At 69.0% G+C, this 17,929-nt stretch carries 7 protein-coding genes; 5 read left to right on the forward strand and 2 right to left on the reverse strand.

What is annotated here, in order from left to right:
* Nucleotides 1–23: 23 nt before the first annotated feature.
* The 5 genes from IQ782_RS04155 to IQ782_RS04175 all read left to right on the forward strand — a co-directional run bounded on the left by IQ782_RS04155 (nucleotide 24) and on the right by IQ782_RS04175 (nucleotide 14,392).
* Nucleotides 24–6,467 carry a type I polyketide synthase gene (locus IQ782_RS04155; protein ID WP_277347830.1) on the forward strand — a complete coding sequence of 2,148 codons (6,444 nt, stop codon included), beginning with the start codon at nucleotides 24–26 and terminating at the stop codon, nucleotides 6,465–6,467.
* A 4-nt stretch (nucleotides 6,468–6,471) separates the two neighbouring features.
* Nucleotides 6,472–7,479: a glycosyltransferase family 2 protein gene (locus IQ782_RS04160; protein ID WP_194133357.1), complete on the forward strand. Its 1,008-nt coding sequence runs from the start codon at nucleotides 6,472–6,474 to the stop codon at nucleotides 7,477–7,479.
* Between the two features lie 5 nt (nucleotides 7,480–7,484).
* The gene (locus tag IQ782_RS04165) at nucleotides 7,485–12,203 is read left to right on the forward strand and encodes a MupA/Atu3671 family FMN-dependent luciferase-like monooxygenase (protein WP_194133358.1); all 4,719 of its coding nucleotides are present in this window, start codon (nucleotides 7,485–7,487) and stop codon (nucleotides 12,201–12,203) included.
* A 1-nt stretch (nucleotide 12,204) separates the two neighbouring features.
* The gene (locus tag IQ782_RS04170) at nucleotides 12,205–12,861 is read left to right on the forward strand and encodes a 4'-phosphopantetheinyl transferase family protein (RefSeq protein WP_194133359.1); all 657 of its coding nucleotides are present in this window, start codon (nucleotides 12,205–12,207) and stop codon (nucleotides 12,859–12,861) included.
* Nucleotides 12,862–13,081: 220 nt separating this feature from the next.
* Nucleotides 13,082–14,392, forward strand: coding sequence for a GumC family protein (locus IQ782_RS04175; RefSeq protein ID WP_194133360.1), 1,311 nt, complete (start codon nucleotides 13,082–13,084; stop codon nucleotides 14,390–14,392).
* Nucleotides 14,393–14,506: 114 nt separating this feature from the next.
* Here IQ782_RS04175 and IQ782_RS04180 read toward each other — a convergent pair whose 3' ends face one another.
* Nucleotides 14,507–15,547 carry a CpsD/CapB family tyrosine-protein kinase gene (locus IQ782_RS04180; protein WP_194133361.1) on the reverse strand — a complete coding sequence of 347 codons (1,041 nt, stop codon included), beginning with the start codon at nucleotides 15,545–15,547 and terminating at the stop codon, nucleotides 14,507–14,509.
* Nucleotides 15,548–15,814: 267 nt separating this feature from the next.
* A complete protein-coding gene (locus tag IQ782_RS04185; RefSeq protein WP_194133362.1) occupies nucleotides 15,815–17,920 on the reverse strand; it encodes an NAD-dependent epimerase/dehydratase family protein in 2,106 nt (701 codons plus the stop codon).
* Nucleotides 17,921–17,929 lie beyond the last annotated feature (9 nt).

Raw genomic sequence — 17,929 nt, forward strand, 5'->3', positions numbered from 1 at the left:
TTTGTGCGAGTGAGGGACGTTTCTTGGACAGTGAACGGGACATCGCCGAGACGGAGATTGCCATCGTCGGCATGGCCGCGCATTTGCCCGGCGCAGCGGACATCGCGAGCTACTGGGAAAACCTGCGCGAGGGCCGTCGCGCCATCCGCCGCTTCAGCGACGAGGAACTGACCGCCGCGGGCGAGGATCCGGGGCTGCTCCGGCACCGCGACTACGTGCCCTTCGGCGCGCCGCTCGACGGCTTCGAGATGTTCGACGCCGAGTTCTTCGGCTTCGCCCCCAAGGATGCGGCGATCATGGATCCGCAGCACCGGCAGTTCCTCGAGACCGCCTGGGAGGCGCTGGAAAATGCCGGCCATGTGCCGCAGAGCTTCGACGGCTCCGTCGGTGTCTTCGGCGGCGTCGGCATGGGCAGCTACTTCTACGTGAACCTCTGCTCGAACCCCGACCTCGTCGAGAACACGGGCATGTTCCTGCTGCGCCATACCGGCAACGACAAGGACTTCCTGACCACCCGGTTGAGCTACGTGCTCGACCTGCACGGACCTTCCGTGAACGTGCAGACCGCCTGTTCGACCTCGCTGGTCGCCACCCATTTCGCCGTGCAGGCGCTGCTGGGGGGCGAGTGCGACATGGCGTTGGCGGGCGGGGTGACCATCGAGCTGCCGCAGACGCGCGGCTATCTCTACAAGGAAAACGAGATCCTCTCGCCCGACGGAGAATGCCATGCCTTCGACCATCGCGCGCAGGGCACGGTTTTCGGCTCGGGCGCGGGCGTGGTGGTGCTGCGCCGCCTGAGGGATGCGATCGCCGACGGCGACCACATCTGGGCGGTGATCAAGGGCACGGCGATCAACAATGACGGCGCCGGAAAGGCGGGCTATCTGGCCCCCTCGGTCGATGGTCAGGCGCAGGCGATCGCCGAGGCACAAGCCGTCGCCGGGATCCCCTCTGACACGGTCGATTACGTCGAATGTCACGGCACCGGCACCTATCTAGGTGATCCGATCGAGGTGGCGGCGCTGACCCAGGCCTTTGCGGAAAGCGGCTCTGAACAAGGGCATTGCCGCATCGGCTCGGTGAAGACCAACATCGGCCATCTCGACACCGCCGCAGGGGTCGCGAGCCTGATCAAGACCTCGCTGGCGCTGCACCACGCGCAAATGCCGCCCTCGCTTGGGTTCGAGAAACCCAATCCCGCCATCGATTTCGAGGCCTCTCCCTTCGTGGTGAACGACGTGCTCACCCCCTGGGAGCGCCGCGGCCACCCGCGCCGCGCCGGGGTCAATTCGCTGGGCGTCGGCGGCACCAATGCGCATGTGGTGCTGGAAGAGGCCCCGGCGCGTGCCGCGTCCGAACAAAGCGACTGGCCGTTCCAGATCCTCACCCTCTCCGGGCGCAGCAAGGCGGCCCTGGATGCCAATGCAAAACGCCTCGCGGCGCACCTGCGCGCGCACCCCGAGCAGCCGCTCGCCGATGTGGCCTATACCCTGAAACAGGGGCGCCACGCCTTCGACAAGCGCCGCGTTGTGGTGGCGGAAAGCCACGTCGAGGCGGCGCTTCTGCTGGAGCAGGACACCCCTCGCAGGGTGCATTCCCACAGTGCGCTTGACCGCCCGGACGTGGCCTTCATGTTCCCCGGCGGCGGCGCGCAATACGCCGGCATGGCGCGCGATCTCTACGAAACAGAGCCTGTTTTTGCCGATTGGATGGATCGCGGGCTGGCCGCGCTGGCCGAGATCACCGACGCGGATATCCGTGCGCTCTGGCTGCCTGCGCCCGAGGCGAAACCCGCCGCCGACGAAGCGCTGAAACAGCCCTCGCTGCAACTGCCGCTGATCCTAATCGTCGAGGTCGCCCTGGCGCGGCTCTGGATGAGCTGGGGCATCGTCCCGGCCGCGCTTGCCGGTCACTCGATGGGCGAGAACAGCGCCGCCTGTCTCGCTGGGGTGATCAGCTTCGAGGATTGCATCGGCCTCGTGCACCTGCGCGGGCGGCTCTTCGATTCCGTACCCGCCGGGGGCATGCTCTCGGTGAACCTGCCTGCCGAGAGCCTGCAGACCCACCTTGGCGAGGCGCTCGACCTCGGTGCAGTCAACGCCCCCGAGCTGTCGGTGGCCTCGGGGCCGATAGAGGCGCTGAATGCCCTTGAACAGAGCCTGAAATCGGACGGGATCGACTGCCAGCGCATCGCCATCGACATCGCCGCGCACAGCCGGATGCTCGAGCCCATCCTCGAGCAGTTCCGCGCCTACCTGCGCTCGATCGACCTCAGTCCGCCGCAGATACCGCTGACCTCGAACCGCAGCGGGACCTGGATGACCGTCGAGCAGGCCACCAGCCCGGACTATTGGACCGAGCACCTGCGCGGCACCGTGCAGTTCGCCGACTGCGTCGCCACGATTGCCGAGGAACAGAGCCGCATTTTCCTGGAAGTCGGGCCGGGCAAGGCGCTGTCCTCGCTGGCCCGCCAGCACCCGCGGGTGCCGGGTCAGCAGGTTCTGAGCTCGCTGCGTCATGCCGAAGAGCAGATCGCCGACGACAAGTACATGTTCGAGGTGCTTGGCCGGCTCTGGGCACTGGGGGCCGAGATCGACTGGAGCCAGGTCTGGGGCGAGGCCCGCCGCAACCGGGTGGTGCTGCCGAGCTACGCCTTCCAGCGCGCGCCCTATTTCATCGCGCCGGGCAAGACCCAGGCGCAGGCCGCGCCGCAGCGGCTGACGCGCAGCGACGATCTCGGCGCCTGGGGCTGGGCACCGGCCTGGCGGCCGCGCGCCGCCGAGGTGGACTTCGACTTGGCCGGGGGGCTCGACGCGGGCGAGCCGCAGGTCTGGCTGATGTTCATGGACGGGGCCGGGCTGGCCGCGCGCTGCGCCTCGCGGCTCGTCGCCGCCGGGCATCAGGTGATCGAGGTTCGCCCCGGCGACACCTTCACCCGGCGGTCCGACACCTCCTACATCCTGTCGCCGGAGCGCGGGCGCGAGGGCTATGACCTGCTGTTGCAGGACCTTGCCCTGCGCGGCCATGTGCCGAGCCGCATCGCGCATTTCTGGCTGGTCACCGACGACGAGGGTCACCGTCCCGGATCGAGCTTCTTCCACCGCTTGCAGGAGCAGGGATTCTATTCGCTGCTCTTCCTCGCGCAGGCCCTGGCCGAGCAGACCCTGCCGCGCCCGCTGCACCTGAGCGTGCTGACCACCGGCGCGGTGCAGGTCCGCGACGAGCCGCTGCCGCATCCGTCCAAGGCGACCATCGCCGGGCCCGCCCGTGTCATCCCGCGCGAGGTGCCGGGGGTGAGCGTCGCGACGCTCGACGTCATCCTGCCCGCGCCCGCAGCGGCCGGTCTGCTGACCCGCCGCAAGGCCGCTGCGCAGCGCGAGGGGGAGTTTGCGAAGCTCACCGACATGGTGCTCGAGGACCTGCTGGCGACGCCTGGCGATGCCATCGCCGCTCTGCGCGGGGGGCGCCGCTACGCCTGCGCCATGAAACCCGTGCCGCTGCCCGAGGGCGCGCCCCGGCCGGGGCAGGGGACCTACCTGCTGACCGGCGGCTTCGGCGGGATCGGGCGCACACTTGCCATGGCTTTCGCGGCGCAGCGGGCGAAGCTGGTCCTCGTCTCGCGCCGCGATCTGCCGGCGCGCGCCGACTGGCCCGACCATCTGGCCCGCCACGCACCACAGGACGCCATCTCGCAGCGCATTCGCGCGGTGCTGGCGCTGGAGGAGGCGGGCGGCGAGGTCTTGGTCATGGCCGCCGACGTCTGCAACCGTGACCAGCTTCGGGCGGTCCGCGCCGAGGCCGAGGCGCGCTTCGGCCGTATCACCGGGGTGATCCACGGTGCCGGGGTGATCGACGATGCGCCGCTGCTCGCGAAGACCCCCGCCTCGGTCGAAGAAGTCTTCACCCCGAAGATCCACGGCACGCAGGTGCTGGGCGAGGTCTTCCCGGACGGGTCCTGCGACTGGATCGTGCTGTTCTCGTCCTCTTCCACCGTGACCGCGCCCGCCGGCCAGGTCGATTACGTCGCCGCCAACGAATATCTGAACGCCTTTGCCCGCGCGCGCGCCGGTGGCCGCACGCGGGTTACCGCGATCAACTGGGGCATCTGGAACGAGGTCGGCATGGCCGCCGAGGCCGTCGCCGCGCGCCGCGGCGATCTGCCCGAGGCCCCGGCCGAGCCGACCGGCCTGCCGCTGCTGGAGACGGCAGGCTTCGACCGGAGCGGCAACCGGCTCTTCACCTCGACCCTCACGACCGACGACTGGATCATCGCCGAGCATCGCACCCGCGCCGGCGACGCACTGCTGCCGGGCACTGGCTATCTCACGCTGGCAGCCCATGCGCTGAAAGCACAGCGCGAGGAGATGCCCGCCGAGATCCGCGACCTGGCCTTCCTGCGCCCGCTGCGCGTCACCGAGGGCGGCAGCCGCGAGATGCGCCTGCGGCTGACCCGCCGCGACGAGGGCTACGGCTTCGAGGTTCTGGCCAATGCCACGCTGAACGGTCGTCGCGGCTTTGCCCTCACTGCGCAGGCGGTGCTGTCGTTGCTGCCGCTGACGCGCCCCGCGCCAATCGACCTTGGCGCGATCCGCAGCCGCTGCGGCATGCCGACGCGCGCGCCGCAGGGAGGCAAGCTTGCCGCCGCGCAGGAGGTTCAGCTGGATTTCGGCCCGCGCTGGAAGGTGCTGGACGCCCGCGCGCTGGGACAGGGCGAGGGGATCGCCGACCTGTCCCTGCCCGCCGAGGCCGCGCACGACGGCTGTCTGCTGCACCCGGCGCTGCTCGACATCGCGACCGGCTGGGCGATGGAACTGATCGCCGGCTGGCAGCCGACCCATCTGTGGGTGCCGGTCTCCTATGCCCGCGTCCGCGTGCATGCGCCGCTTCCGGACCGCATCGTCAGCTGGGTCCGCAATGCGGCCGGCAACCACGCCGGGGCGGAGACCGCAAGCTTCGACGTCACGCTCTGTGCGCCCGATGGCAGCGTGCTGGTCGAGGTTTCGGGCTTTACCCTGCGCCGTCTCGCCACGCCGGAGCAGCTTCAGGCCGGGCCGCGCCTCGGCGCCGCCGAGCTCGAGGTCGAAGACGCCGCGGATGCGCTGCCGCTTTCCGCGGCCGAGGAGCGACTCGCCCACAGCCTGACCCAGGGCATCCTGCCTGCCGAGGGGGTCGAGGCCTTTGCCCGCGCGCTGTCGCTCGGGCTGCCGCAGGTGGTGGTCTCGTCGATGGACCTCGACCAGCTCACCCGCCAGACCGCCGCGGCGACCACCGAGACCGCCGAGGGGCAGAAGTTCGACCGCCCGCAGCTCGAGGGCGATTACGTTGCCCCGTCGGGCGAGATCGAGCACATCCTTGCGGGTTTCTGGGAAGAGCTGCTGGGGGTGCAGAACGTCGGCGCCGAGGACAGTTTCTTCGATCTCGGCGGGCACAGCCTCATTGCCGTCCGGCTCTTTGCCATGGTGCGCAAGGCCTTCCGCATCGACTTCCCGATCTCGGTGCTCTTCGAGGCCCCGACCATCCGCACCTGCGCCGCGCTGATCGCCGACCGCACCGGCTACCGTGCCGCAGAGGCGGATACGGCGCACCCCAGGGCCCCAGAGCGCCGCTTCACCCATCTTGTGCCGATGCACGAGGGCGAGGGCGGGCCGCGCCGGCCCTTCTTCCTGGTGGCGGGGATGTTCGGCAATGTCCTCAACCTGCGCCACCTCGCGCATCTGCTGGGGGCCGACCGGCCGTTCTACGGGCTTCAGGCCAGGGGACTCTACGGCGGCGAGGCACCGCATGACAGCATCGAGGCGGCCGCCCGCGACTATATCGCCGAGATGCGGCAGGTGCAGCCCGACGGCCCCTATATGGTCGGCGGCTTCTCCGGCGGCGGCATCACCGCCTACGAAATCGCCCGCCAGCTCGAGGCGATGGGCGAGCGGGTGTCGCTTTGCGTGCTGCTCGACACGCCGCTGCCGGTGCGCCGCCCGCTGGAGCGCGCCGACCGGCTGCGCATCCAGTGGCAGCAGGCCAGGGCGAAGGGGCTGCTCTACCCGCTGGTCTGGGCCCGGAACCGCCTGCGCTGGGAGATCGAGAAGCGCCGCGCCAGGGGCGAGACCGACGCCGGTCACGCCTTCCACAATGCCGAGATCGAGGCCGCTTTCCTCGGTGCCGTGGCGCGGTACCGGGTGCAGCCCTGGGACGGGCGCCTGGTGCTCTACCGCCCGCCGCTGGTCGGCACGTGGCGGGTCGGCAAGGGGCGCATGGTGAACTCGGAACGCGCCTATGTCCTGGAGGACAACGACTGGGGCCAGCACGTGCCGGGGGTCGAGGTGCACGAGGTGCCGGGGGATCACGATTCCATGGTGCTGGAGCCCAACGTGCGGGTGCTGGCGGCGCAGATGCGCCGGGCGATCGCCGAGGCCGAGGCGGGCACCGCGGGCGGCGAGGTGCTGAACTTCAGCGCCCGTGCGGCGGAGTAGTCCGATGCCCCGCGTGCTGGTCCTGTCGCTCAACTACCGCACTGCCGAAATGACGCTGCGCTCGGCGCAGGCGGCGCTGCGCGCGATGGCGGGGCTCGATGCCGAGCTGATCCTCATCGACAACGACAGCGGCGACGGCTCTTTCGAGGTCATGGCACAGGCGCTTGCGACGCAGGATTGGGCGCAGGCTGCGCCGGTGCGGCTGATCTCCTCGGGCCATAATGGCGGCTTCGGCGCGGGCAACAATATCGGCATCCGCGCGGGCATGTCGGACGGCTCCCGCCCCGACTACATCTACCTGCTGAACTCCGACGCCTTCCCGGAAGCCGGCGCATTGCGCGCACTGGTCGAGCACCTCGAGACCCACCCCGAGGCGGGTTTCGCCGGAAGCTACCTTTTCGGCGAGGACGGAGCGGCGCAGATGACAGCCTTCCGCTTTCCCTCGATCGCCTCCGAGTTCGAGGGGGCGGCGCGCTCCGGCCCGGTTTCGCGGCTGCTGCGCAACCGCGCCGTTCCGATGCCGGTCCCCGGCGCCACCCGGCGCGTCGACTGGCTGGCCGGGGCCTCGCTGCTGATGCGGCGCAGGGTGCTGGACGAGATCGGTCTCTTCGACGAGCGCTTCTTTCTCTATTTCGAGGAAACCGAACTCTGCCTGCGGGCCGCGCGCGCCGGGCATCAGACCCATTACGTGCGCGGCAGCGAGGTCATGCACATCGGCTCGGTCTCGACCGGCATGAAACGCTGGGCCCGCGTTCCGGGCTTCTGGCTCGACAGCCGCTGGCTGTATTTCGCGAAATCCCACGGGCGGACCTATGCCGCGCTGGCCACGCTGTCGCATGTTTGCGGCGGCCTGCTGTGGCGGCTGCGGCGTCTGATCCAGCGCAAGCCGCCCGCCGATCCCGCGCAGTTCCTGCGCGATCTTCTGTCCCATGACCTCCGCGCCCTGTTCCGGCCCGCGCCGGACAGCGCCGCTCCCACAGGGATCGGCCGCGCCGAGGCGAACGTGGAGTGAGTGTGATGGCCAAGTTTTCCTCTGTCGTGATCGGCAACGAGTCCCTGCTGGTGCAATGCTGCGACAAGCTGCTCGCGGCAGGCCACGGAATTTCCGCCGTGGTGACGCGCAATCCCGATATCGGGATATGGGCCGCAGATCAGGGAATCCCGGTGATCGCGCCGGGCAACGGGCTGGCGGACCGCCTGCCGCAGGCGTTCGACTACCTGCTGTCGATCTCTAATCTGGACATCATTCCCGCCTCTGTCCTGGCGCTGCCGAGCAAGGGCGCGGTCAACTTCCACGACGGGCCGCTGCCGCGCCACGCCGGGCTCAATGCACCGGTCTGGGCGCTGATCGAGGGCGAGACCCGCCATGGCATCACCTGGCACATGATCGAAGGTGGCGTGGACGAGGGCGACCTTCTCGTGACCCGCGGCTTTGACATCTCGGGCAGTGACACGGCGCTGACGCTGAATGCCAAGGCCTTTGAGGCCGCCATAGACAGTTTCGACGAGGTCCTCGGCCAGCTTGCCACGGGGCTCACCCGCCTGCCGCAGGATCTGTCGCAGCGCAGCTACCACGCGCTGGCCGACCGGCCCTCGGCGCATGGGTTGCTCGACTTCGGCAGGCCCGCGACCGATCTGGCGCGGCTGGTGCGGGCGCTGGATCATGGCGGCTATGCGAACCCACTTTCGGCCCCGAAGGTGCGCGCGGGCGGCCGGCTGTGGCTGGTCGGCGAGGCGAAGGGCATCGAGGGGCGCGGCACACCGGGCGAGATCCTCGAGGCGACCGACGACCACCTCACCGTCGCCTGCGGCAGTGGCGCGCTGCGGCTGGCGCGGTTTGCCCATGTCTGCGGTGCGCCTGCGCGGGTGGCGCAGGTGGGCCGGCCCGGCGGCACCCTCGATCCTGTCCTCCCCGAGGAGCGCGCCCGCATCGACACCGCGATCCGCGCGGTCGCCCCGCACGAGTCCTTCTGGCGCGCCCGCCTCGCGGCGCTGCGCCCCTTCGAGCTGGCCGGGCAAAGCAAGACGCCGGGCGAGATCACCTCGCGGGCGCTGTCGTTCGGCGAGGCAGATTTCGCCTCGGTTGTCGCGGCTTTTGCGGCCCGGCACGACGCGCATGGCAGCTGTGACATCGCCTTCTCCAGCCTCGCCCTGAGCGGGCTCGCCAAAACCGGGGTCATCGCGCCCTGGGTGCCGCTGCGGGTGGAAGCAGGGGGATACGTGGCGGCGGTCGAGGCCCGTATGGCCGTGGCACAGGCCGAGGCGCGCAAGCGCGTCGGTTTCGCCACCGACCTGCCGGCCCGCGCGCCGGAGCTGAGCGGCGCGCCGCAGGTACCGCACCTGGGGTTGAGCATGGCGGCGGGCATGATTCCCGGCACCCTGCTGACCGTCGAGCAGACCGCGCAGGGCATCCTGCTGCACGCGGATAGCGGCCGGCTTCCCGCCGCGCTGGCCGAGCTGATCGCCGCGCGGCTGGAACTGATCGCCGCGCATCTCGCCGAGGGCACCGAGGTCCGCGCCCTGCCGATCCTGCCAGAGGCCGAGCGCGCGATGGTGATCGACCTGTGGAACGCCACTGGGGTCGAACATGACCGCGGACTGACCGTGCAAGCGGCCTTCGAGGCGCAGGTGGCGAAGACCCCCGAGGCAGTGGCGCTGGTCTTCGAGGGACAGAGCCTCAGCTATGCCGACCTCGACGCCCGCGCCAACCGCGCGGCGCATGTGCTGCGGGGCATGGGCGTGGGGCCGGGTGTGGTGGCCGGGCTCTGTACCCGCCGCTCGGTCGATCTCTTGGTCGGCGCGCTTGGCATCCTCAAGGCCGGAGGCGCCTATCTGCCGCTCGACCCTGCCTATCCGGCGGATCGACTGAAGCACTATATCGCCGACAGTGGCGCGCCGGTGATCGTCACCCAGTCGGCGCTGGCGCAAACGCTGCCCGAGCACGCCGCGCAGCTGCTTCTGCTCGACGCCGATCCGCGCCTGTCGCAGGCTCCGGCGGCGCGCCCCGAAGGGACGAGCGCGCCCGAGGACGTTGCCTATCTCATCTACACCAGCGGCTCGACCGGCACGCCCAAGGGGGTGATGGTCGAACATCGCAACGTGGTGAATTTCTTCTGCGGCATGGATGCGGTGGTGCCGCGTGAACCGGCCGGGACATGGCTGGCGGTGACTTCCCTCAGCTTCGATATCTCGGTGCTGGAGCTCTTCTACACGCTGGCGCGTGGCTTCAAGGTGGTGCTGACCTCCGACGAGGACCGGACGCTGATCTCCAAGGGGGCGATGCCGCTGTCCGACCAGCGCATGGACTTCTCGCTCTACTACTGGGGCAATGACGATGGTGCCGGGCGCGACAAGTACCGGCTGCTGCTGGAAGGCGCGAAGTTCGGTGACCGCAACGGCTTCTGCGCGGTCTGGACCCCCGAGCGGCATTTTCACGCCTTCGGCGGCCCCTATCCCAATCCCTCGGTGACCGGCGCGGCGGTGGCGGCGGTGACCGAGACCCTCGCCGTGCGCGCCGGTTCGGTGGTCTCTCCGCTGCACCACCCGGCACGGATCGCCGAGGAATGGGCCGTGATCGACAACCTCACGAACGGCCGGGCCGGGCTGGCGCTGGCGTCCGGCTGGCAGCCGGATGACTTCGTGCTTCGGCCTGAGAACACGCCGCCGGACAACAAGTCCGCAGTCATCGAGAATATTTCCCAGATTCGGGATTTGTGGGCTGGCAGGCCTGTCGCCTTCCCCCGCAAGGACGGCACGACGCTTGAGGTGGTCACCCAGCCGCGCCCGGTGTCGAAGGATCTGCCGCTCTGGCTGACCGTCGCGGGCAACCCGCAGACCTGGAAAGACGCCGGAACCCATGGCTGCAACGTGCTGACTCACCTTCTGGGCCAGAGCATCGATGACGTGGCCGAGATGATCCGGCTCTACCACGCAGCGCTGCGCGAGGCGGGCCGGAATCCCAAGGATTTCACCGTCACGCTGATGCTGCACAGCTATGTCGCCGAAACCCGCGAGGCAGCGCGCGAGACGGCGCGCGGGCCGATGCGCGAATACCTGCGCTCGGCGGCGGCTCTGATCAAGCAATACGCCTGGGCTTTCCCGGCGTTCAAGCGGCCGAAAGGGGTGAACAACGCCTTCGATCTCGATCTGGATATTCTCGAACCCGAGGATCTCGAGGCCATTCTCGACTTCGCCTTCGAGCGCTATTTCACCGAGAGCGGCCTGTTCGGTACGGTCGAGGACGCGCTGGAGCGGACCGAGCAGCTCAAGCGCATCGGCGTGGGCGAGATCGCCTGCCTGATCGACTACGGGATTGCCGTCGATACCGTGCTGGAGGGGCTGGTGCCGCTGGCCGAGGTGGTGAAGCGAGCGAATGTTGCCCCGGAGCTCGCCGAGGATGACTTCTCGATCGCCGCGCAGATCCTGCGCCATGGCGTGACGCATCTGCAGTGCACCCCCTCGATGGCGCGGATGATCGCGATGAATGACGAGGCGCGGTTTGCCCTGTCGAAGGTGGATCACCTGTTCCTCGGCGGCGAGCCGCTGCCCGGCGCGCTGGTCGAGGAGTTCGGGCGGATCACCGGGGCCAGCCTCACCAACATGTACGGGCCGACCGAGACGACGATCTGGTCCTCGACCGAGGACGCGCGCGGCACCGACGGGGTGGTCAACATCGGCCTGCCGCTGGCCAACCAGCAGCTTTACGTGCTCGACGAGGCGCAGCAGCCAGTGGGCGTGGGCGTGCCGGGCGAGCTGTGGATTGGCGGCGAGGGGGTGACTCGCGGCTATTGGGGCCGCGCCGATCTGACCGCCGAGCGCTTCGTGCCGAACCCCTTCCATCCCGGTCGCATGTACCGCACCGGCGATCTGGTGCGGCGGCGCATGGATGGGCGGATCGATTTCATCGGCCGGGTCGACCACCAGGTGAAGCTGCGCGGCTACCGCATCGAGCTGGGCGAGATCGAGGCCGTCATGGAAGCTCAGACGGGGATTTCGCAGGCCGTTGTCGTTGCGCGCGAGGACACCCCCGGCGACCTGCGGCTCGTCGGCTATTACACCGCGCCCGCCGAGGTGAAAGCGTCGGCGCTGCGGAGCGAGATGGGCAGAGACCTGCCAGCTTTCATGGTGCCCTCGCATTTCGTCAAGCTGGAGGCCTTCCCGCTGACCCCGAACAAGAAGGTGGACCGAAAGGCGCTGCCCGCGCCTGTTGCGCGCCGGGCAGGGGAGCCCGCGTCCGGTCCGATGGCAAAGCCGGATCCGCTTGCGCCCTCCCGCGTCGTCGCCGCGCCCGTCGCCCCCGGTTCCGCCCCCGGCGCAGCGCCCGCTGCCGAAACGGCGCGAACGGAGGCCCTGATTGCCGGGATCTGGTCCACGGTTCTGGGGGTGCAGGGGATTTCGGGACGGGACAACTTCTTCGAGCTCGGCGGGCATTCGTTGCTTGCGGTGCAGACGCATCGGGCAATCCGCGACGAGCTTGGGGTGCGGGGCCTGTCGATCACCGACATCTTCCGCTTCCCGGTGCTGGCCGATCTTGCGGCGCGGGTCGCCGGTCTGGCGAAGGATGCGCCAGCCAGGGCCGCGGTGCCGAGAAGGACCGAACCGATCGCCGACACGGGAGCCGATCCGGTGCCGACACACGCCGTGCCGGACCCCGAGCGCCCGCTCAACGAGCGCGCCCGGATGCGTTCCGATGCGATGACCCGGCGGCGCGAAATGCGTGCCCGGCGCAGTGCCTGACATGGCGCGGCCCGAAGAGCTTTGCGACCTGCTGCGCGCGGCGCCCCTGCCCGAAGGCGTTGTCTGGGCGGTATCCGAGCCGGTCGCGGACCTGTCCGAACTCTTCCCCGAGGAACGCGACGCGATTGCCGGTGCCGTGCCGAAGCGGCGGGCCGAATTTGCCGGCGGGCGCCTCGCGGCGCGGGCGGCACTGCGCCAGCTTGGTCTGTCGGACAGGGCGATCCCCAAGGCGGAGGACCGCGCGCCGGTCTGGCCCGAGGGCGTGGTGGCCAGCATCACCCACACCGCCGGGCTGTGCCTGGCGATGGCCGCGCATGGCCGCCACTGGCGCGGGCTCGGCATCGATCTGGAAGTCGACCGGCCGATGGCCTCCGAGCTGATCCCGGCCATCACCACGATGCCGGAACTGACGCGGCTGTCGCCGCTTCCTTTTTCACGGGCAGCGCTGCGAATCTTCAGCGCGAAGGAGGCGGCCTACAAGGCGCAGTACCCGCTCACCGGAACGCTTTTTGGTTTCGAAGCGATGGAATCTTTTCTGCCGCAAGGTGGATTGCGAATGGTGGCGGAAATTGGGCCGGGACGGGGGGCGCAATTTCCGATGCTGCAGGTCGCCGAATTTGACCTCATCCTGTCCATCTGCGCCCTTCCTCACGCCTGATGCGCGAAAATACCTCAGTTTATGACATTTATGTGTTCTCGATCCGCGTTCCGGACACGAATTGTTTCCTAAAAGTCGCCGTATAAACATGGCATAAACTGGGCGCGTAAGTTACATTTTGACATGAAAGCGGCGCGTCTTTTCCGGTCCCAACCCCAAATTGGTCGGAGTGGGTGCGTCGCTTTCCGAACGCATTGGGGGCCTTTGCGGGAGTATAGTTTTGAACCAGTTCCAGACGTTTTCCGAAGTGCTCTCCGCATTGCGCCGCCGCTTCGGGCTGATTTTCATGATCTTCGTGATGGGTACGGGGATTTCCGTCTTCTTCGCGCTGAACCAACCCAAGCTCTACGAGGCGACGGCGGTGGTACAGATCGAGGAAGCGCAGGTCGCGCCCAATCCCACCAGCCCGACAAGCGCGGCGGAGGATGCGTCACGCCGCGTGCAGCTGCTCGAGCAGCGCATCATGTCTCGCGACAACCTCGTGCGCATCATGCGCGAGCACCAGCTGTTCATGAGCGATCCCGCGATGCCGATGAACCAGCGTGTCTTCCAGATGCGCGAGGCGGCTTCGATCCAGGAGATCCGCGCCAATGCGGCGGTCTACGCGCCGCAGGTGACGCCGTCGGGGTTGATGATCACGGTGCGTCTGGACGATCCGCAGAAAGCGGCGGATGTCGCCAACGAGCTGATGCATTCGGTGATCGAGCTGTCGCGCAGCCGGAGCGAGACACGCGCCCGTGACGCGCTGTCGTTCTTCGAGGCAGAGGACGCGCGGGTGGAGACAGAGATCGAGGCGATGGATGCCAAGATCGCCAGCTTCAAGCAGCAGAACTCCGAGGCTCTGCCGGCCGGGCTGGGGGCGATGCGCGACCAGATCGTGACGCTGGAGGACAACAAGCTCGAACTCGACCGCGACATCGTGGCGTTGCAGGCCAATTCGGCCCGCCAGCGCGAGGACGTGCAGATGCGTCAGCTGGCGCTGCTCCAGGAGCAGAAGCAACTGATCGCGCAGCGCATCGAGGATCTGGAGGACACCATCCGCCGCGCGCCCGAGGTCGAGCGCGAACTCAGCAGTCTGGAACGCGAGCGCACGCAACTTCAGGATCAGTACAGCGTGATCACGCGCCGCAAGGCAGACGCCGAAATGGGCCAGATGCTTGAGGACCGGCAGCAGTCGGACCGTTTCGAGGTGCTGGAAACGGCGCTGGTGCCCGAGATGTCCTCGTCGCAGAGCCGCCGCAAACTGGTGGCCGTCGGGGCGGCGGCGAGCCTGATCGCCGGGCTGATGACCGCCTTCGCCGCCGAGCTCATGAACCCGGCGCTGCGCAGCGCGGCCCAGATGGAGCGTATCCTGGGCGTGCAGCCGGTTGTTTCGATCCCGCCGGTGAAGGCCCGCCGCAGCCGCCGCGGCCGCAGGCTCGGCGTTGCCGCGCTGCTGCTGGCATTGGCCGCGCTGGCCTTTGGACTGATGCGTCTGCTGGGCGACCGGCTGCCGCTGATCGAGCGCTTGCTGCCGCGGGTGGGTGCCTGATCCCGGTCCTGCCCGAGGCGCGTCGCAGGCAGAAGCGCCGGCTCGTTCCCACGGGCCGGCGCTTTGTCATTCTGCGGTTTCCCGGCCGCGGCCGGGGCTGCGGCGTTGCGCGCGCTAGTACTGGTACTTTTTCAGATCCGTGCCTTCGGCCTTGTTCAGCACCATGCCGAGCAGCGGGGTGCTTGTGCCGAGACGCCGCTGGACCTCGCGAATTTCGCGCTCGGTCGTGATACCGCCGCCAACCACCAGCAGAACGCCATCGATCTGCGGCCGGAAGGCCAGCACGTCGTCGTAGTAGAGCGCCGGGGGCAGGTCGAAGAGCATCACGTCCGGTTGCAGCCGCGCCTCGATCGAGGTGATCACCTCTGCGGTGGCCGGAGCGTTGAGCAGTTCGGCGGCATAGGGTTCGACCACCTCGTTGAAGCCGAAAGCGACCTTGTGCCCGGCATGGATGCGGTTTTCACCCATGCGCAGCAGGTGCCCTTCGGGCGCAACCGCACCGCGGAGCAGCGCGCCCATCGCGCCGGGGCGTTGCACGCCCAACACCTTGTGCAGCGAGGGATTGCGCAAATCTAGGTCCATCAGCAGCGCCCGCAGACCCTCTTGCCGGGACAGCGAAATCGCGAGGTTGGCCGCGGTGAAGGTCTTGCCGCAGCCCTTGCTGGGCGACGTGATGCCGACGCGGCTCCAGCCGTTCTCGGCCAGCGCCTGGGTCAGCCGGGTGCGCAGCACGTCGAAGGCGGCATGCGCCGGGTCGTCGCGGCTGGCGGTGATGATGCGGTTGCGCTCGAGGTGGCCCGTGTCGATGGGAAAGACCGGCAGGCGGTCCCAGAGCGCTTCTGCCTGGGGCGCGGTGCGATGGGTGATCGGGCGACGGAAGGCGGGCACGCTCTCCGCGGGCGGGATGACCTGCTCCGGCGCGGGCTGCGGCGCAACGGCACAAGGCATGTCGGCGACGACCTGTTGGCGCGTGGCCTGCCTCTCTGCGCGCTGCTGTCCGGCCCGAAGCTGCTCGGCGACGCGGGCCTCCTGTGCCTCGCGGTCGGCCTCGCGCCGGGCAAGCCGGTCCTCGCGGCGCTCGAGCGGGTAGATCGGCGGATCTTCCGGCGTCTCGTCCGCGCGCTTCCGGCGGTGGAATTTTCGGCGTTCTACCATACTCGTCTCTCCGCACCCCGAGGGCGGCTGCCGTCCCCAAAACCAAGTCCGCACGAGGCCCTTCGGCAGCGGACAGCTTGAAGATACCGCCTGTCTGCGGGGGTGTCGCGCGGGACCTCGGCTGTTCCGCGCATCCAGATGCAATCGTTACCTTGAGCGCCAGATCACCACGAGATTCGGTCAAGAATAAGGTCGAATTTGGGGGATTGTTCACGATTTCCGGAAGCCAACCTGCCGGCGTGGCGGCCGTTCTGGCCGCGCCCCCTGTCAGAACCCGAAGAGATTCGCCGAGCCTATGGCGCTTTCGATGAACCGTGCGCGATCGCTCTCGGGCTGCCAGCCAAGCACGGCCTTGGGCTTGTCGTTCACGAAGGGCGACAGATGCGCGCGGCTCTGCCAGTCGGCGAGCGAGGGCCGCACGAGGCCCTTCTTGCGCAGGGCATGTGTTTTCAGAGCGTATTTCACCGCGTCGCTGGCGTAGAAGACGGTGAGATTGCCCGAGCTGACGCGCAGCCGCGCGCCGAGCCTTTCGGCGATCGCGTCGAAATAGCCGCGGGCGGTGAGCATCGGCTCGCCCACGAGGTTGAAGCTCTCGCCCAGTGCGGCCGGGTTCTGCGCCATGCGGATCAACCCGTCGGCCACGTCGTCGATCAGCACGAAGGGCAGTATGTTCCGCCCCGAACCCCAGATGCGCACCGCGCCGGCACCGTGCCAGCGCCCGATGCCCCAATGCTGAAGCGGACCGCCGGCACCGACGACGATGCCGGGGCGGGCAATGGTCACCGGCAGGCCGCGCTCGGCGTGCAGCTTCATCAGCTGGCGCTCGCATTCGGCCTTGGAGCGGGCGTAGAGGTTGCGGTCCGTCATGTCCTCGGGGAAGCGGGTTTCCTCGGTGATCTGTGTCTGCGGGTCGGACATGTCGTAGCTGGCGATGGTGCCGGTGTAGACCAGCCGCTTTACCCCCGCCGCCTCGCAAGCCATGGCGATGCGGGTGGAGACGCCGACGTCGTTGACCAGCGCGTCCGCCCAGCTGGTCTCGAGCGAGCGGGCAAGGTTGTAGACCACGTCGATGCCCTGCATCGCCTGCGTCAGCGCGTCCAGATCGTGCAGCGAGACGGCGGCGGTCTCGATCCGGTCCGGCAGGTCGGGGAAGGGGCCATGCTGCCCGCGCGACAGCACGCGCACGTCCTGCCCCTCGGCCACAAGCTTGCGGGTCAGGGCGCGGCCGATGAAGCCGGTGCCGCCGATCACCATGGCGGTGGGCTTGGGCTTCCGGGTCTGCACGGCGGGCGCAGTCACCGCCAGCGCCGCGGGGGGCAGCTTGGCGATGGCGTCCTCGAGCGCCTGCATCACCGTGAGCGCGCTCTCGGCGCTGAACCGGCTGTCCTGCGGCTGGCCATTGGCAAGCGGACCGTAGACGGCCGCCATCATGCCGCGGAAGCTCTGCGCATAGGGGCCTTTCTGGTTCAGCGAGGCGCTTTGCACGGCGGCATTGCGCAGTCCCTCGCGCAGATGCTGCCAGCCAAGGTCAAGCTGCCGCCGCAGCGGGTTCACGATGAGATCCGAGGCGTTCTCGCGGTCCACCACCAGCGTATCTGCGGCATAGTCGAGCCGCGCACGTCCCGAGGAGCCGCGCAGGGTGACCGACCGGTCGTCCACCGTCTCGACCATCGACAGGTGGAAGGTGATCTCTGTCCCGCCGGCACGGGCGAGGATGCGGAACCCCTGCGGCCGGAGGTCGTCGCCGGGCAGGGCGATGGGCTTGGTCTCCTCGGCATGCAGGATGTCGAGCGGTCCGAAGAGGTCGACGGCGAAGGCAAAGGGGTGCGGCCCCAGCTCCAGCAGCAGGTTCTTGGGCTCGCGCAGCAGCCACAGGCCGAACGGCCCCGAGCGCAGCGGCGCGAGCGGCAGCGCCCAGCTGATCTCGGCCTGCGAGACGCGGCCATATTCGCCCGCCTTCAGCGCTTCCTTCATGCGAAGATAGGAGGGCAGGCCGAGGAAATTGTGTCCGGGATGGAAGCGCCGGCCCGCCGCTTGCGCCGCTTCGGTGATGGCGCGGGTTTCCTCGAGGCTCACCGCGACCGGCTTTTCCACCAGCACGTGCAACCCCGCGTTCAGGCATTGCCGCGCCAGCCCCGCGTGCAGCTGCGGCGGGGTGAGGATGTGCACCGCGTCGCAGGCACCGCTGGTGATCAGCGCCTGGGTCGAGGTGAAGGGCACCGCACCATAGGCCATGGCCAGCCCCTCGGCGGCAGGCTCAGAGAGGTCGCAGACGGCGGTGACCTGCGCGTCCGGGCACGCCTTCAGCGCGTCGCCGTGCCAGCTGGCGATATAGCCGGCCCCGATCAGGCCCACGCGGATGGGTTGCGGCATGGAGGGCTC

Origin of the sequence: Salipiger mangrovisoli (genome assembly GCF_015223355.1) — a bacterium.
Taxonomy (GTDB): domain Bacteria; phylum Pseudomonadota; class Alphaproteobacteria; order Rhodobacterales; family Rhodobacteraceae; genus Salipiger; species Salipiger mangrovisoli.